20 protein-coding genes are annotated in these 20968 nt (G+C 46.0%); 13 read left to right on the top strand and 7 right to left on the bottom strand.

Annotated elements, in window-relative coordinates:
• Window positions 1-14 precede the first annotated feature (14 nt).
• The 6 genes from RH45_RS13260 (at window position 15) to RH45_RS13235 (ending at window position 5792) form a co-directional block, all read left to right on the top strand.
• Window positions 15-1364, top strand: a complete 1350-nt coding sequence (locus RH45_RS13260) for a GH1 family beta-glucosidase (protein WP_008077975.1) — start codon at window positions 15-17, stop codon at window positions 1362-1364.
• Window positions 1364-2458 carry an ABC transporter ATP-binding protein gene (locus RH45_RS13255; protein ID WP_008077974.1) on the top strand — a complete coding sequence of 365 codons (1095 nt, stop codon included), beginning with the start codon at window positions 1364-1366 and terminating at the stop codon, window positions 2456-2458. Before RH45_RS13260 ends, RH45_RS13255 begins: the two co-directional genes overlap by 1 nt.
• A gap of 129 nt (window positions 2459-2587) precedes the next feature.
• Window positions 2588-3607 carry a LacI family DNA-binding transcriptional regulator gene (locus RH45_RS13250; protein ID WP_008077973.1) on the top strand — a complete coding sequence of 340 codons (1020 nt, stop codon included), beginning with the start codon at window positions 2588-2590 and terminating at the stop codon, window positions 3605-3607.
• Window positions 3608-3657: 50 nt separating this feature from the next.
• On the top strand, window positions 3658-4338 hold the full coding sequence (locus tag RH45_RS13245; RefSeq protein ID WP_008077972.1) for an SDR family oxidoreductase: 681 nt from the start codon (window positions 3658-3660) through the stop codon (window positions 4336-4338).
• A gap of 120 nt (window positions 4339-4458) precedes the next feature.
• Complete coding sequence (locus tag RH45_RS13240; protein ID WP_008077963.1) at window positions 4459-4992, top strand: YbhB/YbcL family Raf kinase inhibitor-like protein; 534 nt, start codon at window positions 4459-4461, stop codon at window positions 4990-4992.
• Between the two features lie 14 nt (window positions 4993-5006).
• The gene (locus RH45_RS13235; RefSeq protein ID WP_008077961.1) at window positions 5007-5792 is read left to right on the top strand and encodes a helix-turn-helix transcriptional regulator; all 786 of its coding nucleotides are present in this window, start codon (window positions 5007-5009) and stop codon (window positions 5790-5792) included.
• Here RH45_RS13235 and RH45_RS13230 read toward each other — a convergent pair.
• On the bottom strand, window positions 5789-7753 hold the full coding sequence (locus RH45_RS13230) for a DNA topoisomerase III (protein WP_008077959.1): 1965 nt from the start codon (window positions 7751-7753) through the stop codon (window positions 5789-5791). The two genes, RH45_RS13235 and RH45_RS13230, sit on opposite strands and share 4 nt — an antisense overlap.
• Before the next feature lie 107 nt (window positions 7754-7860).
• On the bottom strand, window positions 7861-8199 hold the full coding sequence (locus RH45_RS13225; RefSeq protein WP_008077957.1) for a Grx4 family monothiol glutaredoxin: 339 nt from the start codon (window positions 8197-8199) through the stop codon (window positions 7861-7863).
• Between the two features lie 271 nt (window positions 8200-8470).
• Between RH45_RS13225 and sodB the strand changes: the two genes are divergently transcribed.
• The 3 genes from sodB to RH45_RS13210 all read left to right on the top strand — a co-directional run bounded on the left by sodB (window position 8471) and on the right by RH45_RS13210 (window position 10564).
• Entirely contained in the window at window positions 8471-9055 is a 585-nt protein-coding gene (gene sodB / locus RH45_RS13220) for a superoxide dismutase [Fe] (protein ID WP_008077955.1), read from the top strand.
• 133 nt (window positions 9056-9188) lie between these two features.
• Complete coding sequence (locus tag RH45_RS13215) at window positions 9189-9692, top strand: VC2046/SO_2500 family protein (protein ID WP_008077953.1); 504 nt, start codon at window positions 9189-9191, stop codon at window positions 9690-9692.
• A 209-nt stretch (window positions 9693-9901) separates the two neighbouring features.
• A complete protein-coding gene (locus RH45_RS13210; protein ID WP_008077951.1) occupies window positions 9902-10564 on the top strand; it encodes an SDR family oxidoreductase in 663 nt (220 codons plus the stop codon).
• Window positions 10565-10567: 3 nt separating this feature from the next.
• Here RH45_RS13210 and RH45_RS13205 read toward each other — a convergent pair whose 3' ends face one another.
• Window positions 10568-11020 (bottom strand): low molecular weight protein-tyrosine-phosphatase, encoded by a 453-nt coding sequence (locus RH45_RS13205; RefSeq protein WP_039958641.1) that lies wholly within the window; start codon window positions 11018-11020, stop codon window positions 10568-10570.
• A 106-nt stretch (window positions 11021-11126) separates the two neighbouring features.
• On the opposite strand from RH45_RS13205, the gene cobO reads away from it, so the two are divergent.
• Entirely contained in the window at window positions 11127-11732 is a 606-nt protein-coding gene (cobO, locus tag RH45_RS13200; protein ID WP_008077949.1) for a cob(I)yrinic acid a,c-diamide adenosyltransferase, read from the top strand.
• Between the two features lie 56 nt (window positions 11733-11788).
• Here cobO and RH45_RS13195 read toward each other — a convergent pair whose 3' ends face one another.
• The 3 genes from RH45_RS13195 to apbC form a co-directional block, all read right to left on the bottom strand.
• The gene (locus tag RH45_RS13195) at window positions 11789-13909 is read right to left on the bottom strand and encodes an AsmA family protein (protein WP_008077948.1); all 2121 of its coding nucleotides are present in this window, start codon (window positions 13907-13909) and stop codon (window positions 11789-11791) included.
• Window positions 13910-14067: 158 nt separating this feature from the next.
• Entirely contained in the window at window positions 14068-14709 is a 642-nt protein-coding gene (gene udk, locus RH45_RS13190) for a uridine kinase (protein ID WP_008077947.1), read from the bottom strand.
• 244 nt (window positions 14710-14953) lie between these two features.
• Window positions 14954-16027, bottom strand: coding sequence for an iron-sulfur cluster carrier protein ApbC (apbC, locus tag RH45_RS13185; RefSeq protein WP_008077945.1), 1074 nt, complete (start codon window positions 16025-16027; stop codon window positions 14954-14956).
• A gap of 157 nt (window positions 16028-16184) precedes the next feature.
• On the opposite strand from apbC, the gene metG reads away from it, so the two are divergent.
• The 3 genes from metG to RH45_RS13170 all read left to right on the top strand — a co-directional run bounded on the left by metG (window position 16185) and on the right by RH45_RS13170 (window position 19921).
• A complete protein-coding gene (gene metG, locus RH45_RS13180; RefSeq protein ID WP_008077943.1) occupies window positions 16185-18245 on the top strand; it encodes a methionine--tRNA ligase in 2061 nt (686 codons plus the stop codon).
• A gap of 200 nt (window positions 18246-18445) precedes the next feature.
• Complete coding sequence (locus RH45_RS13175; protein WP_008077941.1) at window positions 18446-19258, top strand: hypothetical protein; 813 nt, start codon at window positions 18446-18448, stop codon at window positions 19256-19258.
• 183 nt (window positions 19259-19441) lie between these two features.
• On the top strand, window positions 19442-19921 hold the full coding sequence (locus RH45_RS13170) for a YehS family protein (protein ID WP_008077939.1): 480 nt from the start codon (window positions 19442-19444) through the stop codon (window positions 19919-19921).
• An 89-nt stretch (window positions 19922-20010) separates the two neighbouring features.
• On the opposite strand, the gene udp is transcribed toward RH45_RS13170, so the two are convergent.
• A complete protein-coding gene (gene udp, locus RH45_RS13165) occupies window positions 20011-20769 on the bottom strand; it encodes a uridine phosphorylase (protein WP_008077937.1) in 759 nt (252 codons plus the stop codon).
• Window positions 20770-20968 lie beyond the last annotated feature (199 nt).

The raw sequence follows: 20968 nt of genomic DNA, 5'->3' as shown, positions 1-20968 counted from the left end.
AGGTTTAAATAACAATGAATAAATTCCAACTTCCTACTGATTCTAAATTACGCAGCCCAGAGTTCTTGTTTGGCGTCGCCACGTCTTCTTATCAGATTGAAGGGGGCGCTCAACTTGGTGGACGAAGCCCATCTATCTGGGACACCTTCTGCAATAAGCCAGGTGCAGTAGATAACGCAGACAACGGCGATATTGCCTGTGACCATTTCCATCTTTGGAAACAAGACATTGAGATGATTCACGGGCTAGGTGTCGACGCATACCGACTGTCTATGGCATGGCCGCGCATCATTCCTCAAGACGGTGTAGTTAATCAAGAAGGGCTAAAGTTCTATGAACAGATCATCGATGAATGTCACGCGCGTGGATTAAAAGTCTTTGTCACCCTCTATCACTGGGATCTGCCTCAGTACCTTGAAGATAAAGGCGGCTGGCTGAACCGAGAAACCGCTTACAAATTTGAGCAGTACGCTAACGTAGTCAGTGAGTACTTCGGCGATAAAATCGACTCCTACGCCACGCTTAACGAACCGTTTTGCTCTTCGTACCTAGGATATCGTTGGGGAATCCATGCGCCGGGTATTAAGGGCGAACGCGAAGGCTTTTTGTCGGCTCACCACCTAATGCTAGCTCATGGCTTAGCGATTCCTCACATGCGTAAGAATGCCCCTAACGCCATGCATGGTTGTGTGTTCAATGCCACACCAGCATACCCATTAAACGATAGCGATGTGGCTGCTGCTGAGTATTCAGATGCAGAAGGTTTCCACTGGTTTATGGACCCAGTCCTGAAAGGCGAATATCCGCAGTTAGTTCTTGAGCGTCAATCTCACAATATGCCGATGATCTTAGAGGGCGATCTCGACATTATCCGCACCGACTTGGACTTTATCGGTATTAACTTCTACACCCGCTGCGTGGTTCGCTTTGATGAAAATGGTGATATCAAAGACGTGCCTCAGCCAGAAAATGAACATACCTTTATCGGCTGGGAGATCTACCCACAAGCACTCACTGATCTACTACTCCGTCTTAACGACCGTTACAACAACCTGCCGCCACTTTACATCACTGAAAATGGCGCAGCTGGTAAAGACGATTGTATCAATGGTGAAGTGGATGACACCCAGCGTGTTAACTATTTCCAAGCACACTTAGAAGCGGTGGATAGCGCTATTAAATCTGGTGTCAACGTACAAGGCTACTTCGCATGGAGCCTAATGGATAACTTCGAGTGGGCATTTGGTTACAAGCAGCGTTTCGGTATCGTGCACGTTGAGTATGAAACCCAAAAACGTACGCTAAAACAGAGCGCCATTGCTTACCGTAACATGCTACTTGAGCGCCGAGAGGAGAATGTGTAATGGCTAAAGTTGAATTCAAAAACATCAAGAAGTCTTACGACGATGTTGAGGTAGTGAAACACTTCGATTTCACCGTCAACGATGGTGAGTTTGTGGTTTTCCTCGGTCCGTCTGGTTGCGGCAAGTCAACCACGCTACGCATGCTGGCTGGCCTAGAAAGTATCACTGCTGGCGAGATACTTGTTGGCGATAAGCTGATGAATAAAATCGATGCCAAAGATAGAGACTTAGCGATGGTATTCCAAAGCTATGCACTTTACCCACATATGACGGTATACGAAAACATCGCCTTTGCCCTCAAGCTCAAAGGTATGGCAAAAAGCCAGATTGATGTTGAAGTGCGTAAAGCAGCAAAAATGTTGGAACTGGAGCCACTTCTCGATCGCAAACCTAAAGAGCTTTCTGGTGGACAGCGTCAGCGAGTTGCAATGGGGCGAGCTATGGTGCGCACCCCAAAAGTGTTCTTGTTTGATGAGCCACTTTCAAACTTAGATGCCAAGCTGCGTGGTACCATGCGCGAAGAGATCAAGCAGCTTCATAGAGAACTACAAACAACCACTATCTACGTCACCCATGACCAAATAGAAGCCATGACACTTGCTGATCGTATTGTCATTCTCAAAGATGGCTATGTCGCACAGGTAGGCACACCAACACAAGTGTTCCAGCAGCCTGCTAATAAGTTTGTTGCCCAGTTCATTGGTAACCCATCGATGAACATGCTTGACGCACAATTGGTTGGCGAAGAAGGCAATTGGCAGATAGAGCTTGGTGATGTTCGCATCCCACTTCCACAACGCTTCCACGCGCATGCCTCTAAAAATCTGGCACTTCACTTCGGTGTTAGACCAACGGATATCCACCTGCGTGCCGAACAGGTGGACCATGATCGGGTTCTGCCGTTACCGGTCAAGATCAAGGACAAAGAACTGCTGGGCGCAAGCATACTGCTAAAAACGGAAATAGCGGGGCAGCCACTGATGGTAGAAACACAGGCGGCGGAAGTTGATGTCAATGAACTGACTCTGTATCTCGATTTAGATGCGGTTCATCTGTTTGATGCCTTGAGTGAAAATTCACTGGCCACCTTCTAAAAGTATGAGTAAGCCGATGCTCACTTAGCATCGGCTTATTAATAGACCTCTCACTTCCCTATCAGTTGTATTGAGCTCTGACTGGGTGTTTTCTATATTCAGTACTAGGCTTGCTTTGTTGTTGGTTCGATGAAATCAAAAAAGAAGAATAAATCCCCCTCTATCTATGATGTCGCCAAACTTGCTGGCGTCTCACCCAGTACTGTTTCGCGTTTTCTCAATCGGACAACTTACGTCTCTGATGAAAAAAGCCACAACATTGAGCAAGCAATAAAAACACTAGGCTATAAGCCTAACTACAGCATGAATCAGGGCAGCAACACGCGCTCCATGACCATCGGCGTTCTGGTGCAAAACCCCGAGAGCCCGCACACAAGCCGTATTCTGAATGACATGGAGAAAGTCCTCAATGCACAAGGCTACTCTCTGGTTATCGCGACCGGACACTGGAAAAACAAACTTGAATCTCATGCTCTCGACTACTTGTCTAAAAGTAATGTTGATGGCGTCATCATTGTCACCGGCAGCCTCACCGAGAAACAAATCCTTGAGTACGCGCATAACATCCCTGTTGTCGCCGTTGGCTATGATGTGATTGGCGAACGGGTGCGCTGCGTTAACGTCGATAACGTACTTGGTGGTTACATGGCGACCTTGCACCTACTTCAACAAGGTCACTTAAACATTGCCCATATTAAAGGTCTACTCAACCAACCCGATGCGGTCGCACGCTTTGTCGGCTACAAGAAAGCGTTGCAAGAGGCTGGAATCAAAGTTCAGCCAAAACTGATTAAACAAGGCGACTTCAGCAGTGAATGTGGTTATCAATTGACTAGGGAATTGATTGAATCCAAGGGTCACTTCAGTGCCATTTTCGCTGCCAATGACCAAACGGCCTATGGGGCGATCAAAGCCCTGCATGATCACGGTTATCGTGTACCAGAAGATATCTCAGTGGTAGGCTTTGATGATCTTCCGACCTCGTTTTACTTTACCCCTGCGCTCACCACGATGCGTCAACCCGTTGAAGAAGTCGGCGTTGTCTGTGCAGAATCAATTCTTAATTTGTTAAGTGGCAATAGACATCAAGTTCGACTGCCACCTATCGAACTTATTATCAGACAATCGACCAAGTCCCTTTACCGCTAGCTTTCTGATATTCTTCAACAAACACTCTGAGACTATCTAAAGGACTTGCGATGAAAACTGTTGTAATCACCGGAGCTAACCGTGGCATCGGGCTAAGCTTAGCGAAAAACTATCTTGCTCTAGGCTGGCAAGTCCACGCCACCTATCGCTCAGAGACGAGTTCGCAGGAGCTTCTTGAATTGGAGGGGAACAACCTAACCTGCCACCCATTAGACATAACTGATTATCAAGGACTAAGTGAATTTGCTAATTCATTACCCGCTATCGATTTGCTGATCAACAGCGCAGGCTACTACGGACCAAAAGGTTATGGCTTTGGGAATACCGATGTTGATGAGTGGCGAAAAGTCTTTGAAATCAACACGATTGCACCGTTGAAACTGGTAGAGTCTTTATACCCTAACCTGCAAAAAGGACAGCTAAAGAAAATTGCTTGCCTCTCGTCTAAAGTCGGCAGCATGACTGAGAATACTTCAGGTGGTGGCTACATTTACCGCTCATCAAAAGCAGCCCTCAACTCTGTAGTTAAAAGCTTAAGCAACGATCTGACAGCTGAAGGTTTTACCGTGTTAGCACTTCACCCTGGCTGGGTACAAACTGAAATGGGCGGACCTAATGCGCTAATCGATACCCAAACATCAGCAGCTGGGTTAATTGAAGTGATCAAGAATGCCGATATCAGCCGCTCGGGTGAATTTATCAACTACGACGGCACACCTCTTCCTTGGTAGCCTACACATCCAAATAAGTATCATATTTAGTGTCAATGCAAACAAATGTGATACTTTTTATACCACGCCTATCGGTTGAGCTCATTACACTGACATTAAATCAGACATAAGGAGCTCAACATGAAAACTTCCGTATTAGCATTAATGACAACAGGCGTGATTCTGTCAGGGCAAGCACTGGCTTTCGACCTTACCAGCCAAGACCTTCAAGAAGGCCACCCTATGGGTAAAACCTTTGAATTTTCTGGCTGGGGATGCTCAGGTGATAATGTGTCGCCGCAATTAAGCTGGAACAATCCACCGAAGGGAACCAAAAGTTTCGCCATTACGGCTTATGATCCAGATGCGCCAACAGAGAGTGGCTTCTGGCATTGGATTGTACTTGATATCCCGTCGAATGTTACACAACTGCCAAGAGGGGCAGACATCAGTAAGCTCGGTGGTTTAGAAACCCGTATAGATTATGGTATGAAAGGATTTGGCGGAGCTTGCCCACCCGTGGGTGATGGTATGCATCGTTATCAATTTACCGTTTGGGCTTTACCAAAAGCTAAGCTGGATCTAGGTGAGGAGACACCGGCAGCTGTTGTGGGCTTCACCCTTAATAGTATCGCATTAGCGAAAACGACGCTGACAGCGACCTATACCCGTTAATTGAAGGAGGAGTGATGGCTCACTCATTTCAGATCACTGAGTTTCGTGCACAGCACTTACAGGCGTTAAGAAATGTGACGATTCACTCCCCGAGTATCATCCAGATTCTATCGGGTAATAAAAGACTGTTCTGGCAGAATGAAGCTGTCACTCTAACACCTGATTCGCTCATTCTATGCAGCGCATCAAGTTCGTGGAACTTTGCTAACCTTCCAGACAAAGGGCCATTTTTATCGAGAGTGTTTAGTTTTTATTTTTCGCCAAACCAGGAGATGCTGCGCCTAAGTGAGTCGGTAGCCTCTTGTTCTGATTCATCTTATTGCTTAGCCGATAAACCCGTAAGGGAAACGCTCAATATTTTGGCAACGCTAAACCTCAAATCAATGAGCTCGCAAACTCAGCAATATTGGTTAATGCCACTGTACCAGCAATTAGCAGAACTAGGCGCACTGCATAAAGTTTTTCCAAGTTATCAAGCATCGTTGGCACAAACGGTTACCCAGTACCTTGCAGCCTCGCCCGCCACCGAACACGCTTTGGAAGCTGTCGCTGAACACTTTGGAATGAGCCGAGCTACGCTGATCCGCAAACTTAAAATAGAAGGTTATCAATATCGTCACTTACTGGCTCAAGTGCGCCTTAACCACGCATTACAATTGATGCAGAAGCACGAATACGATGGCTACCAATTAGCCCAGATGTGTGGTTATCAGTCAGAGAAGCGCTTTCGTCAGCGCTTTAAGGATAAATTCGGTTTAACCCCTAGAGAGTATCAGCTCACGATTGGCCAAAGAGGCTAACTGGATTTACGTTTGGATGATGTCCGTTTTTGACCTGCCGATTTAGCCGAACTGCGCCGTTTACGCTTAAACGCAGGGCGTTCAACTCTCGGTAAGTGCCGTAGCGATTCTGGGACTTCACCTCCCTTCACTTGCTGCATTAAATTATCGATGCGCGTCTCCAGCGCCTGCATAAACGGACTATACGCTTGATTTCGTTCTGCCATCCCCTGAAGTTGGTGCTCCCAATGGGCCGTCATATCAGGATAAGTGGACTCGGAAGGCAGCGCATGAACTAAGCCTCTCCCTGCTGGGCTACTTAGAATCGATTTACCTTCGCGAGTGAGCAATTGACGCTTAAACAAAGTATCCAAAATCCCAGCTCGGGTCGCTTCTGTGCCCAACCCATCCGTTTCTTTTAGGATTTTTTTCAGCTCTTTGTCTTCAACAAAACGGGCAATCCCCGTCATTGCTTGCAGTAATGTTGCTTCAGTGAAGTGCTTAGGCGGCTCCGTTTTTCGGTCATGAATTTGACCTTCTCGACATGTTAATACGGTTCCTTCAGCTAACGGGGGAACCGCATCAACACCGGAGTCCTCTTCATCTTGCTTACCCATCAACGCTTTCCACCCAGCAGAAACTAACTGACGCCCTTTGGCGATAAAGGTTCCACCAGCAATATCGAAGACTAACTTAGCTTCCGCGTAAACCGCAGCAGGATAAAATTGCATCAAATACTGGCGAGCAATCTGCTGATAGATCTTCATTTCGTTACCAGACAGCGCATTGACGGACGCTTGCTTTGGCGTTGGAATAATCGCGTGGTGAGCATCAACTTTTTTGTCATTCCAAGCCTTCGACTTTAAGTTGAGGTCGGCGTTAGCAACAGCGCTGGATAGCTCGTTCGCATTGTTGCGGATCGCATCAGTGACACTCTTAGCTTGCGCATAGTGCTCCATTGGCAAGTATCGGCAATCTGAACGAGGGTAAGTAATCAGTTTATGTTTTTCATACAATGACTGACAAGTATCTAGCACCTGCTGTGCACTCATACCAAAACGTTTTGCCGCATCAATCTGCAGTGCAGACAAAGAGTAAGGCAGCGGCGCAGATTGCTTGGTTTGCTTTTGCTCAGACTCAACTACCTTCGCTGGCTGATTGGTGATTCTCTGCGCGACATTCTCGACCAATTTGCGATTAAGGACTCGCCCCTCTTCATCTTGCCAAGGCTTACATGCCTCACTTGGTTTCCAGCGGGCACGAATATCGAACTCTGCGCCCTCTCCTTGATAAGGAATCAGGGCATGCAAAGTGAAATAGTCGCGAGGGACAAAGTTTTCTATCTCTTCGTCACGACGAACGACTAAGCCAAGCACCGGAGTTTGTACCCGCCCAACCGACAATACGCCTTGATAACCTGCTTTTTGGCCCAGGAGCGTGTAGGCACGCGACATGTTCATTCCATACAGCCAATCCGCTCGTGAACGAGCTAAAGCGGAAACCGACAGAGGAACAAAATCGCGATTACTGCGCATTTGTTTCAGCGCACGTTTAACTGCGGGTAAGTTGAGGTCGCTAATGAGTAGGCGTTGCGTCGATTCTTTTTTGCTTTTGCTGACTTTACAGTAGTCCAAGACTTCATCGACCAGTAACTGCCCTTCTCGGTCTGGGTCTCCGGCATGAACAATCTGATTGGACTCTTTCAACAGTTTTCGAACGACGGTTAATTGCTTACTTGCTGATTTCCTAGGTCTGAGTTGCCACTGCTGAGGAACTATCGGCAAATCGGCGAGATTCCACTTTTTGTATCGGTCGTCGTATGCATCTGGCTCTACTTGCTCGAGCAAATGGCCAATGCACCAAGTCACTACATCTCCGTTACCACAGCGAATAAACCCTTGGTCGTTTTTTTTCGGCCCCGGTAAAGCGGCGGCGATGGCTCGACCTAAACTCGGTTTTTCGGCAATAAACAAGCGGGACATAAGTACATTTCAGATAGATACAATAAGGGCCACATTATTAAAATGTGGCCCTTATAAATCAAGAAAAACTGTAAATTTAAACAGTATTAACTAGCAGAGTAGCAGAATTAAGCTTCTTCGCTGCCTTCAGCACGTGCTGCTGCTTCTTTGATTAGTGGCTGTAGCTCGCCTTTTTGGAACATCTCAATGATGATGTCACAACCGCCGATCAGCTCGCCTTCTACCCATAGTTGAGGGAAAGTCGGCCATTGTGCGTAAGCTGGTAGCTCAGCACGAATATCTGGGTTTTGTAGAATGTCTACGTATGCAAACTTCTCACCGCAAGCCATAAGTGCTTGAGCAGCTTGAGAAGAAAAACCACAGCTAGGGAGCTTTGGTGAACCCTTCATGTACAGAAGGATAGTGTTTTCAGCAATCTGCTGTTTGATTTTGTCGATAGTTTCCATTGCTTCCTCTTAATGGAGTTACTGCAAGTTATCTCGACATTCTAAACCATTGGCAGAGAATAAAAAGCCTAATCTATTTGGGGTTTTAGACCATAATGAAATTTCATATAGAAATTGCAGAGCTAAGCTTTTAATAACACAAAAAATTGCTACACTAGAGCCCAAGTCAGCATAATGACCGTGATCTATTTCCACTAGATTACGAATAACAACTACTATTGGAAGCAATCGAAAGGGTTCTTACTCTTTCACACTAATGGAGAATCGAGCAATGGCATTTGAACTACCAGCTCTTCCTTACGCAAAAGACGCACTAGAACCACATATCTCAGCTGAGACTCTAGATTTCCACCACGGTAAACACCACAACACTTACGTTGTTAAGCTTAACGGCCTAATCCCTGGTACTGAGTTTGAAGGTAAATCTCTAGAAGACATCATCAAGACTTCTACTGGTGGCGTATTCAACAACGCAGCACAAATCTGGAACCACACGTTCTACTGGCACTGTCTAGCGCCAAACGCTGGTGGTGAGCCAACAGGTGCAGTTGCTGAAGCAATTAACGCAGCATTCGGTTCTTTCGAAGAGTTCAAAGCAAAATTCACTGACTCTGCGATCAACAACTTCGGTTCATCTTGGACTTGGCTTGTTAAGAAAGCTGATGGCTCTCTAGAAATCGTTAACACGTCTAACGCTGCAACTCCTCTAACAGAAGAAGGTACTACACCACTTCTAACTGTTGACCTATGGGAACACGCGTACTACATCGATTTCCGTAACGTTCGTCCAGATTACATGAACGCGTTCTGGGCGCTAGTTAACTGGGACTTCGTTGCAGAGAACCTAGCAAAATAATCCTTTCCCCTTTGGATTTGGAATTTAGTCGCTTAAAAAGCCAGCATTTAGCTGGCTTTTTTCTTTTCCATCAGTAATTTCACTAAAGTTTCACTGCTTGTCGTCGCTATAAAAGCATCAGACGAGGGCATGTATGCAAATCCATACTTTAGACAAAGCGAGCATTATCAACGAACTTCAGTTCGGCACGGGTATCAACCATGCTGTCCACGAAGGTCGTCGTGCTGATTTTGCGCTTATCTTGTCGATGTTCTCTGATGACGTCCGAGATAACACCCCAGTGGAGAAAGTCGAACAGCTTGACTCTAGCGAACAGATGCTTCGTAAGCGATTTGAACTGCCGGCTCCGCAACCACTTCGTTCTGATCAAAGCTCTTACGAAATATCCGCATCACAAGCTGAACTGTTTCACAGCTCTGGTCTGCCAAGTGCAAAACTGAGTCACTATCTTAAACCGGATGCACTCTCCTATATGCCAGAAGCTACCCACGATCTTCCAGAGGAGCTGTACCATAACTTATCAGGGCATCAACGTCGCAAACTGGCCGAAAAAGAGCCTAAAGCACTAATGCCTGCTGATTTGTACACACAACTTGTCACTGCACAGCGTAATTTCCAGATATCTGCACAAGCTTAGTGCAACGCTTTTCTAGTCAGATCACAAACTTGCTGTCTTAAATTTCTTACAGATTCATTAAACCTCCCCTTTAGTGTGAAAGACCGCAAAGAAACGCGTATTACTGGATGATGTGATGGATTAATTTGAGCTTATTCACACATAAGTCACAGCTAATCTACCATGCTATGTGGACAACTTTGCGTTGATTGGTCATAAGGGGAATGCCAATGAATATAAACAGTTCGGTGGTTTTAGTGACGTCAGCTGGCACTCAGCTAGGCAGCACAATGGCTCGACACTTTGCGTCGCTTGGAGCCACGGTCATATTGTGCGATAAAGCCTCCGCCCAATTAAGTGAGGCTTATCAGCAATGCTGTGACATCTCGCAAAGTATCTACCAATTCGCCATCCCCGATCACTCCATGGACTCTACCCAAGCTCTGTTCGATTTCATTGATCAAGAAATACGTCGTTCCCCTGACGTGCTGATCAACGCCATCACAGTGCAAGCTATGCCTAATATCTTTGATCACTCCGCTAGCGCGGTATTTACTCAACGATTGTCATTAATGGCAGCGACCCTTTTTACTTTTGGTCAAGCGACGGCCGAACGGATGCGAGAAGAGAAGAAAAATGGAGTCATCGTCAATGTCATTTCACATCACGATTATCAAGACCTCTCTGGTTTTGATAACGCAACCTCTATGGTTGCTGGCTTCACCCAGAGTTGGGCAAAGCAATTAACCCCATTTAATATTCGTGTTGGCGGTGTGGTGCCTGCGGTCGAACATGATTCGATGCATTGGGCTGAAATTCAGGATGAGCTTATCCGTAATACCGAGTACATTGTATCGAATGATTACTTTAGCGGCCGAGTCATGGCCGCATAAAGGTTAAAGCTGCTGCAAAATAGCTTCGCTTGCTTCTTCTATCAGATCGAGTACCAGTTCAAACCCTTGATCTCCTCCGTAATAGGGGTCAGGTATTTCGTCATAATTAGAATCCCCAAAGCTCAAGAACAATCTCAGCTTGTGTCGTTGATGTTCTGGACATTGCGCCCTCAAATCGTCTAGGTTGGCGTTATCTGCCGCTAAAATCAGGTCAAACTCATCAAAATCGGCAGCGACAACTTTGCGAGAGCGAATACCTTTAAATGAATATCCCCTTTTTTCACCAGCGGCTCTCGAGCGTGAATCAGGAGGGTTACCTTGGTGATAACCAATGGTGCCTGCTGAATCAACCGTCAGCGCTATGTCTCGCTGCTTTGCTTTTGCCCGTAATATCGCTTCACCGGTTGGAGAACGGCAGATGTTGCCCATACAAACGACAAGTACTTTCTTTACCATCAAAACTTCCCCTATAGCTAACATTACCCATAAAATTGTAAGGTGTTTGCCAATGACTTGATGCGCTATGATAGCGACAGATAGATGAATTAAAAAAGGATTTACCATGAGCTCCGAAAGCAATAAAGAAGCCCGTCACAAAGCGAGACAGCAAAAAGTGAAAGAGCAAGTAGACGCAAAAGTCGCGGCTGCTCAGGAAGAAAAAGGCTTGCTACTGATTATCACTGGTAACGGGAAAGGTAAATCAACATCAGGGTTTGGCACCGTTGCCCGCGCAGTCGGCCATGGGCTGAAGTGTTCAGTTGCCCAGTTTATTAAAGGAACCTGGGACAACGGTGAGCGCAACCTTTTGGAAACGTTAGGCGTCGAGTTCCAAGTCATGGCAACTGGATTTACTTGGGAAACCCAGAATAAAACCGCGGATACTGAAGCGGCGCAGATTGTTTGGCAAGAATGTAAGCGCATGCTGCAAGATGACTCGATAGATGTGGTGTTGTTTGACGAACTGACCTACATGGTCAGCTACGGTTACATTGATCTTGATGAGGTTGTTGAAGCGCTGAATAACCGCCCCAAGATGCAATCTGTCGTCATTACAGGCCGTGGAGCTCACCGTACTTTGATTGAAATGGCCGATACGGTATCTGAAGTGAAGAACGTTAAGCACGCGTTTGAATCTGGCGTTAAAGCCCTCAAAGGGGTCGATTGGTAGAGAATATAAACAAAAAAATGGCGCTCATTTGAGCGCCATTTTTTATTTCTAGATGCCTAGTTAAATAAACCTTTGATTAAGCTGTTTACCGCTTCTTTGGTCTCTTCATCTTTAATTTTGTCGGTCAGTTTCTCAACGCCACGGTCAATCTCTTTTTCCGCTTTTTGCTTAAGCACATCATCAAACACAAGTTTGTACTTAGGCTTTGACCACTCACCAGAAATGTTAATCGGAATAGTGATATCTCTTAGATCATCAATATCTTTACCACCTTGACCTTCCAGTGAACCGACAATCGATGTACTGATCGTAAAATCAACCGTCTGTTTAATGTAGTTCGCATCCCCTTTACCACGAATGCGCAGCAGCGGCGATTGCATGCTTAGGTCGTTGGTAGAAACATTTCCTTTGTTTAACTTAAGTGTCGCTGTCATAGCACTGAAGTCAGTTTTTTGTACGCTGTCTTCTTCCTCAAGCTTTTGACCTTTGAATCGTGCATAATTTTCACGAATCAACTTGGCTACGTTAATGCCGTTTACCGCACCATCAGCAAAGTTAATCGCTACGGTACCCACTAAGTTACTTTGAATACCTGTTGGCGTTAAGCTCTTACCTTTAAGGTCTACATTGATGGTACCAGTCCCTTCAAGCTGGTCATTATCAGCCACATCTTTAAGTAGTGGCTGAACATGCACGTTCTTGATTCGCTTTTGGACGGTGTAACTAGCCGGTGACTTGCGACCATCAAGCTTTGCAGTGGCACTGATGGTACCTTGATAAAGTTTCGAGCTGAAAGACGTTAGCTCTGCAATACCACGATTAATCAGGAAGCTCGCCTTCACTTCTTGCATATGAGCATTGTTCGCTTTGAACTTATCAATGGTGACCTTGCCTTGCACATCGAGCGTTTTCAGAGCGCTCAAGTCAGGCTCCACTTCTTTTTCTACACTTGCTGGCTTACTTGACTCTTGAGGTGCGGTCTGGTCCGATTCAGCTGGTTTCGCAGAAGCTTGCTTCAAACCTAAAAATTCATCTAAGTCGATATTTGGGCTGTGTAAAGAGAAACGCACTTTTGGAATATCAGCCAGGGTAATATCCGCTTTACCATCAAACGCCAAAGCGTTCGCGGTGAGTGACTGTAATACAAAGCTCAAATGGCTCTTAGTGAGGTCGAACGTCAGATCTGATGCCATATCAACCTTCATTGGTGACTGTGGCAAACTATCACCCTCTAAGTTGGCATCCAATGTAAGCGCGCTCATCTCTAGCTTAGAAATCACTTTGTCCACTGTGAGTGAAGCAGAACCCTTCATATCGATTGCCAGTTCCGCCGCTTTTCCTTTTAGGGCATAGCTGAGCTGATTGGCTTTATCGAATTCAAAGGTGTCCAGCGACAGCTTAATGCTATCCATCTGTGTGCTCGGATCACTGAAGCTACTATCCAACTCAATGTTACGCAAAGCAAACTCCGCGAAACCTTTAGCCAAATTGAACTCAGCGTGACCTTGTGTGGCGAATTTTTGCTGATTCAACTCACCTTTCGCGCCAAAGTCCGCACTAACCCAACGATTAAACTCGAATTCAGAGAGAGATAAATTGACGTCGTACAGTTTAGTGAAGCTGCCCGCTTGGAGATCTTGAACATCTACAGCAGCATTTGAAATAGAGACACCAGCAAGGTGAATTGTCCACTCCGCTGCCGGTGAAGAGTCATCCGCTTTCGGCTCTGAATTGGCAGGTGCAGTCTCTTGCTGTGCTTGAGGCTGCTCCGCTTGCGCACTTTGCGCTTTAGTCAACGCATCAATATTTTTACGACCATCTTTTAGTGTTTCGATCGAAACTTGCGCACCATCAAGCACTATGTTACCGATCTCAAGCTGCTTACTAAACAGTGGCGTAACGGACACTTCAATCATCGCTGAGTCAACTTTCAACATATTGAGTTGGCTGAAGCCTTCTGGGTTACGCAGTTCAGTCTGGCCTAGCTCAAAGCCGATAGATGGGAAAAATTTCCAACCGATGTCGCCTTCTATCGCCAAATCTAAGCCCGTTTGAAGCTTAGCTTGCTCGACAATCATAGGTTTAAACTGATTTGGGTTAACTAACAAGACGAGGGCCAAAATGGCACCTAAAATTGCAACGATAGGAATCGCCACAAAGAGGAACAGTTTCTTCATTAGAATTATCCTTGTTTGGTGAATGAGCGTTTCGCTGTTACTCCGCTGCTTCCAAGTATAAATGATCACTCAAACTTTCTGTGGACCATAAAAGAGAAAGTGGCACCTAAAGTGCCACTTATCTGATAAAAAATAAAGCTTTAGAGCTAGCTAAGCGATTATGCTTTCAGAAGTTTTGCAATATGCGCTTTTAGTACATCAATCGCGATGCGGTTTTTACCGCCACGAGGAACAATGATGTCGGCATATTGTTTAGAAGGCTCAATGAATTGCATAAACATAGGACGAACGGTCTCTTGGTACTGTTTTAGTACAGAGTCCATGGTACGGCCACGCTCTTCCACGTCACGCTTCACACGGCGTAGCAGACAGATATCTAGTGGCGTATCCATAAATACCGTTGCATGCATTAAATCACGCAGACGAGGGTCAGTAAGTAGCAAGATACCTTCAAGAATGATCACCTTCTTTGGTGTCATTGTCGTTGTCGTATCAGTGCGAGTGTGTTCAGTGTAACTATACTCTGGAACTTCTACTGCTTCACCTTTAACTAATTGCTCTAGGTGCTCGCACAATAAATCATGATCAAGCGCGCTCGGGTGGTCGTAGTTAGTTTTTACACGCTCTTCCATGCTCAGGTGGCCCTGATCGTTGTAGTAGCAATCTTCCGTAATCACACCAATTTGATGATCGCCCACTTTCTCACGAAGTTCGTTATAGATAGTGCTCGCGATTAAACTTTTTCCCGAAGCAGACGCGCCAGCAATACCGACGATGACGCATTGATTATTATCAGACATTATTCTTGCACCCGATGAATTAGATTGGTGTCATATGCTAATACTAGCAGTGCTCGCTGTCATGAGCTCTGCGTATTAGGACTATTTTAGGTAAACCGCCTGATTATAGGGAGTTCGGGCAGCAGTTGCCAGTCGCGATGTGGCTCAATTGAAGAAATGGAATAAAAGAAATAAACGCAAACGATTACAAAGAATAAGAACAAAATTGGACGCTGAAAAAGCGTCCAATTATCGAGCAGTTGTGCTATTCAATCATAGTGAACTGGATAGCGTCAGGCTTAACCCTACCCTGCCAGTATAAGCGCGAACAGATCGACTCCGCCATTGCTAAGTAACAGCTTGCATGCTCTGAATCCGGCCTTGCCACGACCGTCGGCTTACCCTTGTCAATATCTTCACGCACGTGAATATGCAACGGCACTTGAGCCAGCAGATCGAGCCCATACTCGTGGGACATTTTCTCCGCCCCACCAGCGCCAAAGATGTGCTCTTTTTCACCACAGTGACTGCAGATGTGGTAACTCATATTCTCCACTAAGCCAACAACTGGCACATCGACTTTGTTAAACATGGCCGCCCCTTTACGAGCATCCGCTAGAGCCAAATCTTGAGGCGTAGTGACGATAACCGCACCGGTCACCGGAACTTGCTGTGCAAGCGTCAGTTGAATATCACCGGTACCAGGTGGCATATCAATGATCAAATAGTCCAGCTCCGGCCACTCGGTTTCGTTCAGCAGTTGAGCAAGCGCTTTTGCTGCCATCGGGCCACGCCAAATGGCCGCTTCATCTTTAGACACAAGGTAGCCAATCGAGTGGGTATAAATACCATGGCACGCTATCGGCTGCATCCACTTGTTTTCTCTAACTTCAGGAGAGGCGTTCATCTGCCCTAGCATCATAGGTACTGAAGGGCCGTAAATATCGGCGTCGAGCAACCCGACCTTGGCTCCGGAACGTGCGATCGCCAACGCTAGGTTCACGGATGTGGTTGATTTTCCCACACCTCCCTTTGCCGAGGTCACCGCGATGATGTTTTTTACCCCTTTAACCTCTGCGCTCACGTTGGTTTGCAAGGCTTTTGGTGCAACTTCAATGTCGCAGTGAAAAGCAGCGACTTCCCTCTTTGCCTGCTGAGACGAAATCCACTCAGCCAAATCTTTATCTAGCTGGTTGACAGCAAAGGGCAGCTGAATCTTAAATCCATTACTTGCTACTGAGACAACATTGGGTATCGATGCCCACTCGGGCGCTAGGCTTGAGTGCTCAAATTGGTTTAACCAATCACAAAAATCTTGCTTTGAAGTGAACTGACGCATAGGTCCTCCTTATGCATCTAATCGTAACACTCCACTGGCCGATACTGAACCCTGAAAAAACTAGGGTATTACAGTCGCTCACACCTTGGAGTCACTGGTGGGATAAGGTAGTATTACTCTCTATTTTTTTATACATCATTAGAAGCGAATATTAAGTATGGCGACTGATCCAAGAAAACTTTTGGTAACTTGTGCCCTTCCGTACGCTAACGGTTCAATTCACCTAGGTCATATGCTTGAACACATTCAAGCTGACATCTGGGTTCGATACCAACGCCTACGTGGCAACACTGTAAACTTCATCTGTGCTGACGATGCTCACGGCACGCCAATCATGCTAAAAGCACAACAGATGGGTATTACGCCAGAAGAGATGATCGCTGCAGTAAGTGAAGAGCACCAAAAAGACTTCGCTGGCTTCGATATTAGCTTTGATAACTACCACAGCACACACTCAGAAGAGAACCGTGAACTCGCTTCTCACATCTACCTTGAGCTTAAGAAGAACGGTTTTATCTCTAGCCGCACTATCTCTCAGCTTTTCGATCCTGAGAAAGAGATGTTCCTACCGGATCGTTTCGTAAAAGGTACCTGTCCTAAGTGTAAGTCAGAAGACCAATACGGTGATAACTGTGACAACTGTGGTGAGACGTACAGCCCAACTGAGCTGATCGATCCTAAATCAGCCGTTTCTGGTGCAACCCCAGTAATGAAAGACTCTGAGCACTTCTTCTTCGATCTACCTCAGTTCGAAAGCATGCTCCAAGAGTGGACACGTTCTGGCTCACTACAAGCTGAAACGGCGAACAAGATGCAAGAGTGGTTTGAGTCTGGTCTGCAACAGTGGGACATCTCTCGCGACGCACCATACTTCGGTTTCGAGATCCCAGGTGAGAAAGACAAGTTCTTCTACGTATGGCTAGACGCTCCTATCGGTTACATGGGTTCATTCAAAAACCTGTGTGACAAGCGTGATGACCTAGATTTCGATGAGTATTGGAACAAAGACAGCTCAACAGAACTTTACCACTTCATCGGTAAAGACATTGTTTACTTCCACTCTCTATTCTGGCCAGCAATGCTAGAAGGCAGCGGTTTCCGTAAACCAGACAACGTGTTTGTCCACGGCTACGTCACCGTAAACGGTGCCAAGATGTCTAAGTCAAAAGGCACCTTCATCAAGGCAGCGACTTACCTAGATCATTTAGACCCAGAATGTCTACGTTACTACTACGCAGCGAAACTAAACAGCCGTATCGATGACCTAGACCTTAACCTTGAAGACTTCACTCAGCGCGTTAACGCTGACGTGGTAAACAAGATTGTTAACCTAGCATCACGTAATGCTGGCTTCATCACTAAGCGTTTTGAAGGCAAGCTATCTGCTAACTTTGCAGAGCCTGAGCTTTACAACGAATTCGCAGCGGCGGCGGATCGCATCGCAGAGCTTTACGAGACTCGTGAATTTGGTCGTGCCATTCGTGAAATCACAGCACTGGCAGACAAAGCAAACCAATACGTTGATGAGAAAGCACCGTGGGTTGTTGCGAAAGAAGAAGGTAAAGACCAAGAGCTACAAGATATCTGTTCTGTGGGTATTAACCTATTCCGCGTTCTGATGACTTACCTAAAACCAGTGATGCCAGAGCTTGCTGCACGCACTGAAGCATTCTTAAACGAAGAGCTGACTTGGGAAGGTGTTGCGGCTCCGCTGACTGATCACGAAATCACTAAGTTCAAAGCGCTATTCAACCGCATCGATCCGAAGAAGGTAGAAGCGATGGTTGAAGCATCTAAAGAAGATGCAGCGGCAGAAGTTGCAGCAAAAGAAGCAGCAGAAGCCGCTAAGAACAAAGCGAACCAAACGGAACTAGATAAAGATCCAATCGCAGATGAAATTGAGTTTGATGCTTTTGCAGCCGTTGATATGCGTATTGCGCGCATCATCTCTTGTGAAGAAGTGCCAAAAGCAAACAAACTGCTTAAGTTCCAATTGGACATCGGTGGTGAAACTCGTCAGGTATTCTCTGGCATTAAGTCTGCGTACAAACCTGAAGAGCTGGAAGGCAAGCTAACCGTCATGGTGGCAAACCTTAAGCCTCGTAAGATGAAGTTTGGTATGTCGGAAGGCATGATCCTAGCTGCGGGCCCGGGCGGCAGTGACCTTTGGATCCTAGAGCCACACGAAGGCGCACAACCAGGTATGCGTGTGATGTAATCGCAGCCCATCAATCGAAAGCCCTGCTCAATGAGCAGGGCTTTTTTTATGCGTGAACTCACATTTTCGGTGCTGTACCTGCACCAACACGGTTCACCCCTTACCTCACAAAAAACTAAGCCATTAATAATTAAGCACTTTAATTTTGGCACCAAAGCTGCTCTACCACTTTATAGGTAAAACATAACAAGGAGTTGGTTATGCTAGTGCTATGGTCAATGATAATTTCAATCGGAGTGCTACTCGCACTGTTCTATTTCTCTCGCAAACGTAATACGGGCTTGGAGCGCAAGTTTGAAACGTTAGTTCTGTTGCGACAGCTTCTTCTATTGAGCCGTCAGCATCGCTCGGTGACCCACCAAGCATTATCACGTCAAAATCCAGAAACGGTAGAATCAACATTAGCCGAGGTTTATGATTCGATGATGGAGTATTCAAACTTACTCATCGCTAACGCCCAATTCGAAAACAAGCCCATGTATCGAATTTTCCAACTAAAGCTTAAAGCGCTGCATAAGGAATGGACAGAGCGAAACATCGCAAGAAATCAGGTCATACATGGAAAAACAATACGTCATTGCATGTTCTTGATGGACGAGATCGCTATCGCTTGGTTGATTGAATCAGGCAGGGAGGACATCAGCGACGAATACCATATGAATTGGCAGCAAGTTTTGGATGCGATGGAAGTACTGACGCAACTGCGTATTTCCATTCAAGATCGCCATTACCCTGAAGGTGAAATGCGGGTGAAGTACTACTGTGACAAAACCAGACGAAAACTCAATCAATTATCCATTGTTAGCCCGCTTTCTGTTGCGTCGCCACTTAGCTCAAAAGCCATGCATCAGCTTAGTGAAATCAGCGCGGGCGAAGCAATTTATGCCAACAACGATGAACTGTACCAATTGACAACCGATATCTCTTTGGTGATTTCACAAGTGTATGATCAGATGCTTTCCGACATGACGGAAAGCCTGTACCAACCTTTGCCAAAAATCGCCCTCGCATGATAGAAGCGGTGATAAAAAACATGGGCACGCTTTAGTGCCCTATTTTGTACCCGCGACTCTCTTCTCACTGAGGAGCCGCTCATTGGCGCTCATTTTATTGCTGTCACCCGTGTAACATCTTTGCTAAAGTCCCTAGCGACAAATATCCGGTCGACCTTGGCCTTCCACTAAAGAGCAATCCCTGTGACTAACAATGAAATTTTGCGCCGTATTCAGCATTCACTCAATCTTAAAAACGCTCAGATTATTAAAGCGTTTGAGCAAGCGGAATGTGCGGTAGCACCCAACCAAGTGAATAACTGGCTAAAAGCGGATTCAGATAAATCGGCGACGAAAATGAAGGACAAGGAGCTTGCGCTTTTTCTAAACGGTTTCATCAACCTAAAGCGTGGGAAGAAAGAAGGTGAGCAACCAAAGCCAGAGCAAACGTTAACCAACAACATGATTTTCATGAAGTTGCGAATCGCACTGAATATGAAAGCAGAAGAGGTTTTGGACGTCCTCGAGCTAATGGGTGTGAGCTTAAGCAAGTATGAAGTTGGTGCTTACTTCCGTAAACCGAACAACAAGAATTACAAAGTGTGTGACGACCAACTACTGTGTGATTTCTTAAACGGCGTTCAGTTCACCAACCGCCCAGATTCAGAAGAGTTTGTTGCGTAACTGAACACTGAATTTGAATACTAAAAAACCTCAATCTGGCTAGCCATGATTGAGGTTTTTCTATTGGATTGAGCTAACTAGCGCAAGCCTTAAAGCATTTTGCGAGCCGCTTCTACAACCACTTTGATTGAACGTGCTTCTGTCTCTTTAAGCGTTGAGTGATCTGGGATCTCTTTCTGTGTGCGGTTGATGATAACACCCGCTACACAACCCGCTTTAAGACCAGAACTTGCACACATAGTCAGTAGTGTTGCAGATTCCATCTCAAAGTTAAGTACGCCCATGTCCTGCCACTCTTGCATTGAACCTTGGAAACGTTTCACTACGCGACCAGAGAACGTATCGTAGCGCTCTTGACCTGGGTAGAAAGTATCGCTTGATGCCGTTACGCCCATGTGAACCGTCGCACCAGACTCTTCAACCGCCGCTTTCATTGCTGTAGCAACTTCAAAATCAGCAACTGCAGGGAATTCCATTGGAGCGAAGTGTAAACTTGCACCGTCAAGACGAACAGAACCCGTGGATACGATCATATCACCGACATTAACATGAGGCTGAATAGCGCCAGTCGTACCAACACGAAGGAAAGTACGTACACCCAACTGAGCAAGTTCTTCAACCGCGATAGAGGTAGAAGGACCACCAATACCTGTCGAACATACAACAACAGGCTTACCATCAAGCTCAGCGCGGTAAAGTGTGTACTCGCGGTGGCTCGCTAGAAAAACAGGGTTTTCCATTTCTTCAGCAATTTTTTGTACACGCGCTGGATCACCTGGAATAATCGCTAATGTTGCACCAGCAAGATCGGCTTCAGTAACACCAAGGTGGAATACGGCTTGAGACATAGGGGGCTCCTTAATTGGGTGAAATCGATTTAGATTTTGACAGCTCGTTTCACTCTATAAATTCATCGGGTACAGGAACTACTCTAACGAACTCTTGCGCACTAAAGAGTGACAAACTTCACAACAATGTAGGTAATGCATTTCACCATTGCACATAAAATCGGTTTGCGTCACATTTTTTAGCAAATAGGCTGCTCGA

Source organism: Vibrio sinaloensis DSM 21326 (assembly GCF_000189275.1).
GTDB classification, from domain to species: Bacteria; Pseudomonadota; Gammaproteobacteria; order Enterobacterales; family Vibrionaceae; genus Vibrio; species Vibrio sinaloensis.
Note: the sequence above shows the minus strand (reverse complement) of the source record. Positions and strands in the feature narration are given on the sequence as shown.

Excerpts from the sequence above, each read along its gene's own strand:
- RH45_RS13255 (WP_008077974.1), top strand. The coding sequence starts at position 1,364 with ATGGCTAAAGTTGAATTCAAAAACATCAAGAAGTCTTACGACGATGTT.
- metG (WP_008077943.1), top strand. The coding sequence starts at position 16,185 with ATGGCGACTGATCCAAGAAAACTTTTGGTAACTTGTGCCCTTCCGTAC.
- udp (WP_008077937.1), bottom strand. The coding sequence starts at position 20,769 with ATGTCTCAAGCCGTATTCCACCTTGGTGTTACTGAAGCCGATCTTGCT.
- RH45_RS13205 (WP_039958641.1), bottom strand. The coding sequence starts at position 11,020 with ATGGTAAAGAAAGTACTTGTCGTTTGTATGGGCAACATCTGCCGTTCT.
- RH45_RS13240 (WP_008077963.1), top strand. The coding sequence starts at position 4,459 with ATGAAAACTTCCGTATTAGCATTAATGACAACAGGCGTGATTCTGTCA.
- apbC (WP_008077945.1), bottom strand. The coding sequence starts at position 16,027 with ATGCGTCAGTTCACTTCAAAGCAAGATTTTTGTGATTGGTTAAACCAA.
- sodB (WP_008077955.1), top strand. The coding sequence starts at position 8,471 with ATGGCATTTGAACTACCAGCTCTTCCTTACGCAAAAGACGCACTAGAA.
- RH45_RS13260 (WP_008077975.1), top strand. The coding sequence starts at position 15 with ATGAATAAATTCCAACTTCCTACTGATTCTAAATTACGCAGCCCAGAG.
- RH45_RS13245 (WP_008077972.1), top strand. The coding sequence starts at position 3,658 with ATGAAAACTGTTGTAATCACCGGAGCTAACCGTGGCATCGGGCTAAGC.
- RH45_RS13250 (WP_008077973.1), top strand. The coding sequence starts at position 2,588 with ATGAAATCAAAAAAGAAGAATAAATCCCCCTCTATCTATGATGTCGCC.
- RH45_RS13210 (WP_008077951.1), top strand. The coding sequence starts at position 9,902 with ATGAATATAAACAGTTCGGTGGTTTTAGTGACGTCAGCTGGCACTCAG.
- RH45_RS13230 (WP_008077959.1), bottom strand. The coding sequence starts at position 7,753 with ATGTCCCGCTTGTTTATTGCCGAAAAACCGAGTTTAGGTCGAGCCATC.
- RH45_RS13235 (WP_008077961.1), top strand. The coding sequence starts at position 5,007 with ATGGCTCACTCATTTCAGATCACTGAGTTTCGTGCACAGCACTTACAG.
- cobO (WP_008077949.1), top strand. The coding sequence starts at position 11,127 with ATGAGCTCCGAAAGCAATAAAGAAGCCCGTCACAAAGCGAGACAGCAA.
- RH45_RS13225 (WP_008077957.1), bottom strand. The coding sequence starts at position 8,199 with ATGGAAACTATCGACAAAATCAAACAGCAGATTGCTGAAAACACTATC.
- RH45_RS13195 (WP_008077948.1), bottom strand. The coding sequence starts at position 13,909 with ATGAAGAAACTGTTCCTCTTTGTGGCGATTCCTATCGTTGCAATTTTA.
- RH45_RS13215 (WP_008077953.1), top strand. The coding sequence starts at position 9,189 with ATGCAAATCCATACTTTAGACAAAGCGAGCATTATCAACGAACTTCAG.
- RH45_RS13175 (WP_008077941.1), top strand. The coding sequence starts at position 18,446 with ATGCTAGTGCTATGGTCAATGATAATTTCAATCGGAGTGCTACTCGCA.
- udk (WP_008077947.1), bottom strand. The coding sequence starts at position 14,709 with ATGTCTGATAATAATCAATGCGTCATCGTCGGTATTGCTGGCGCGTCT.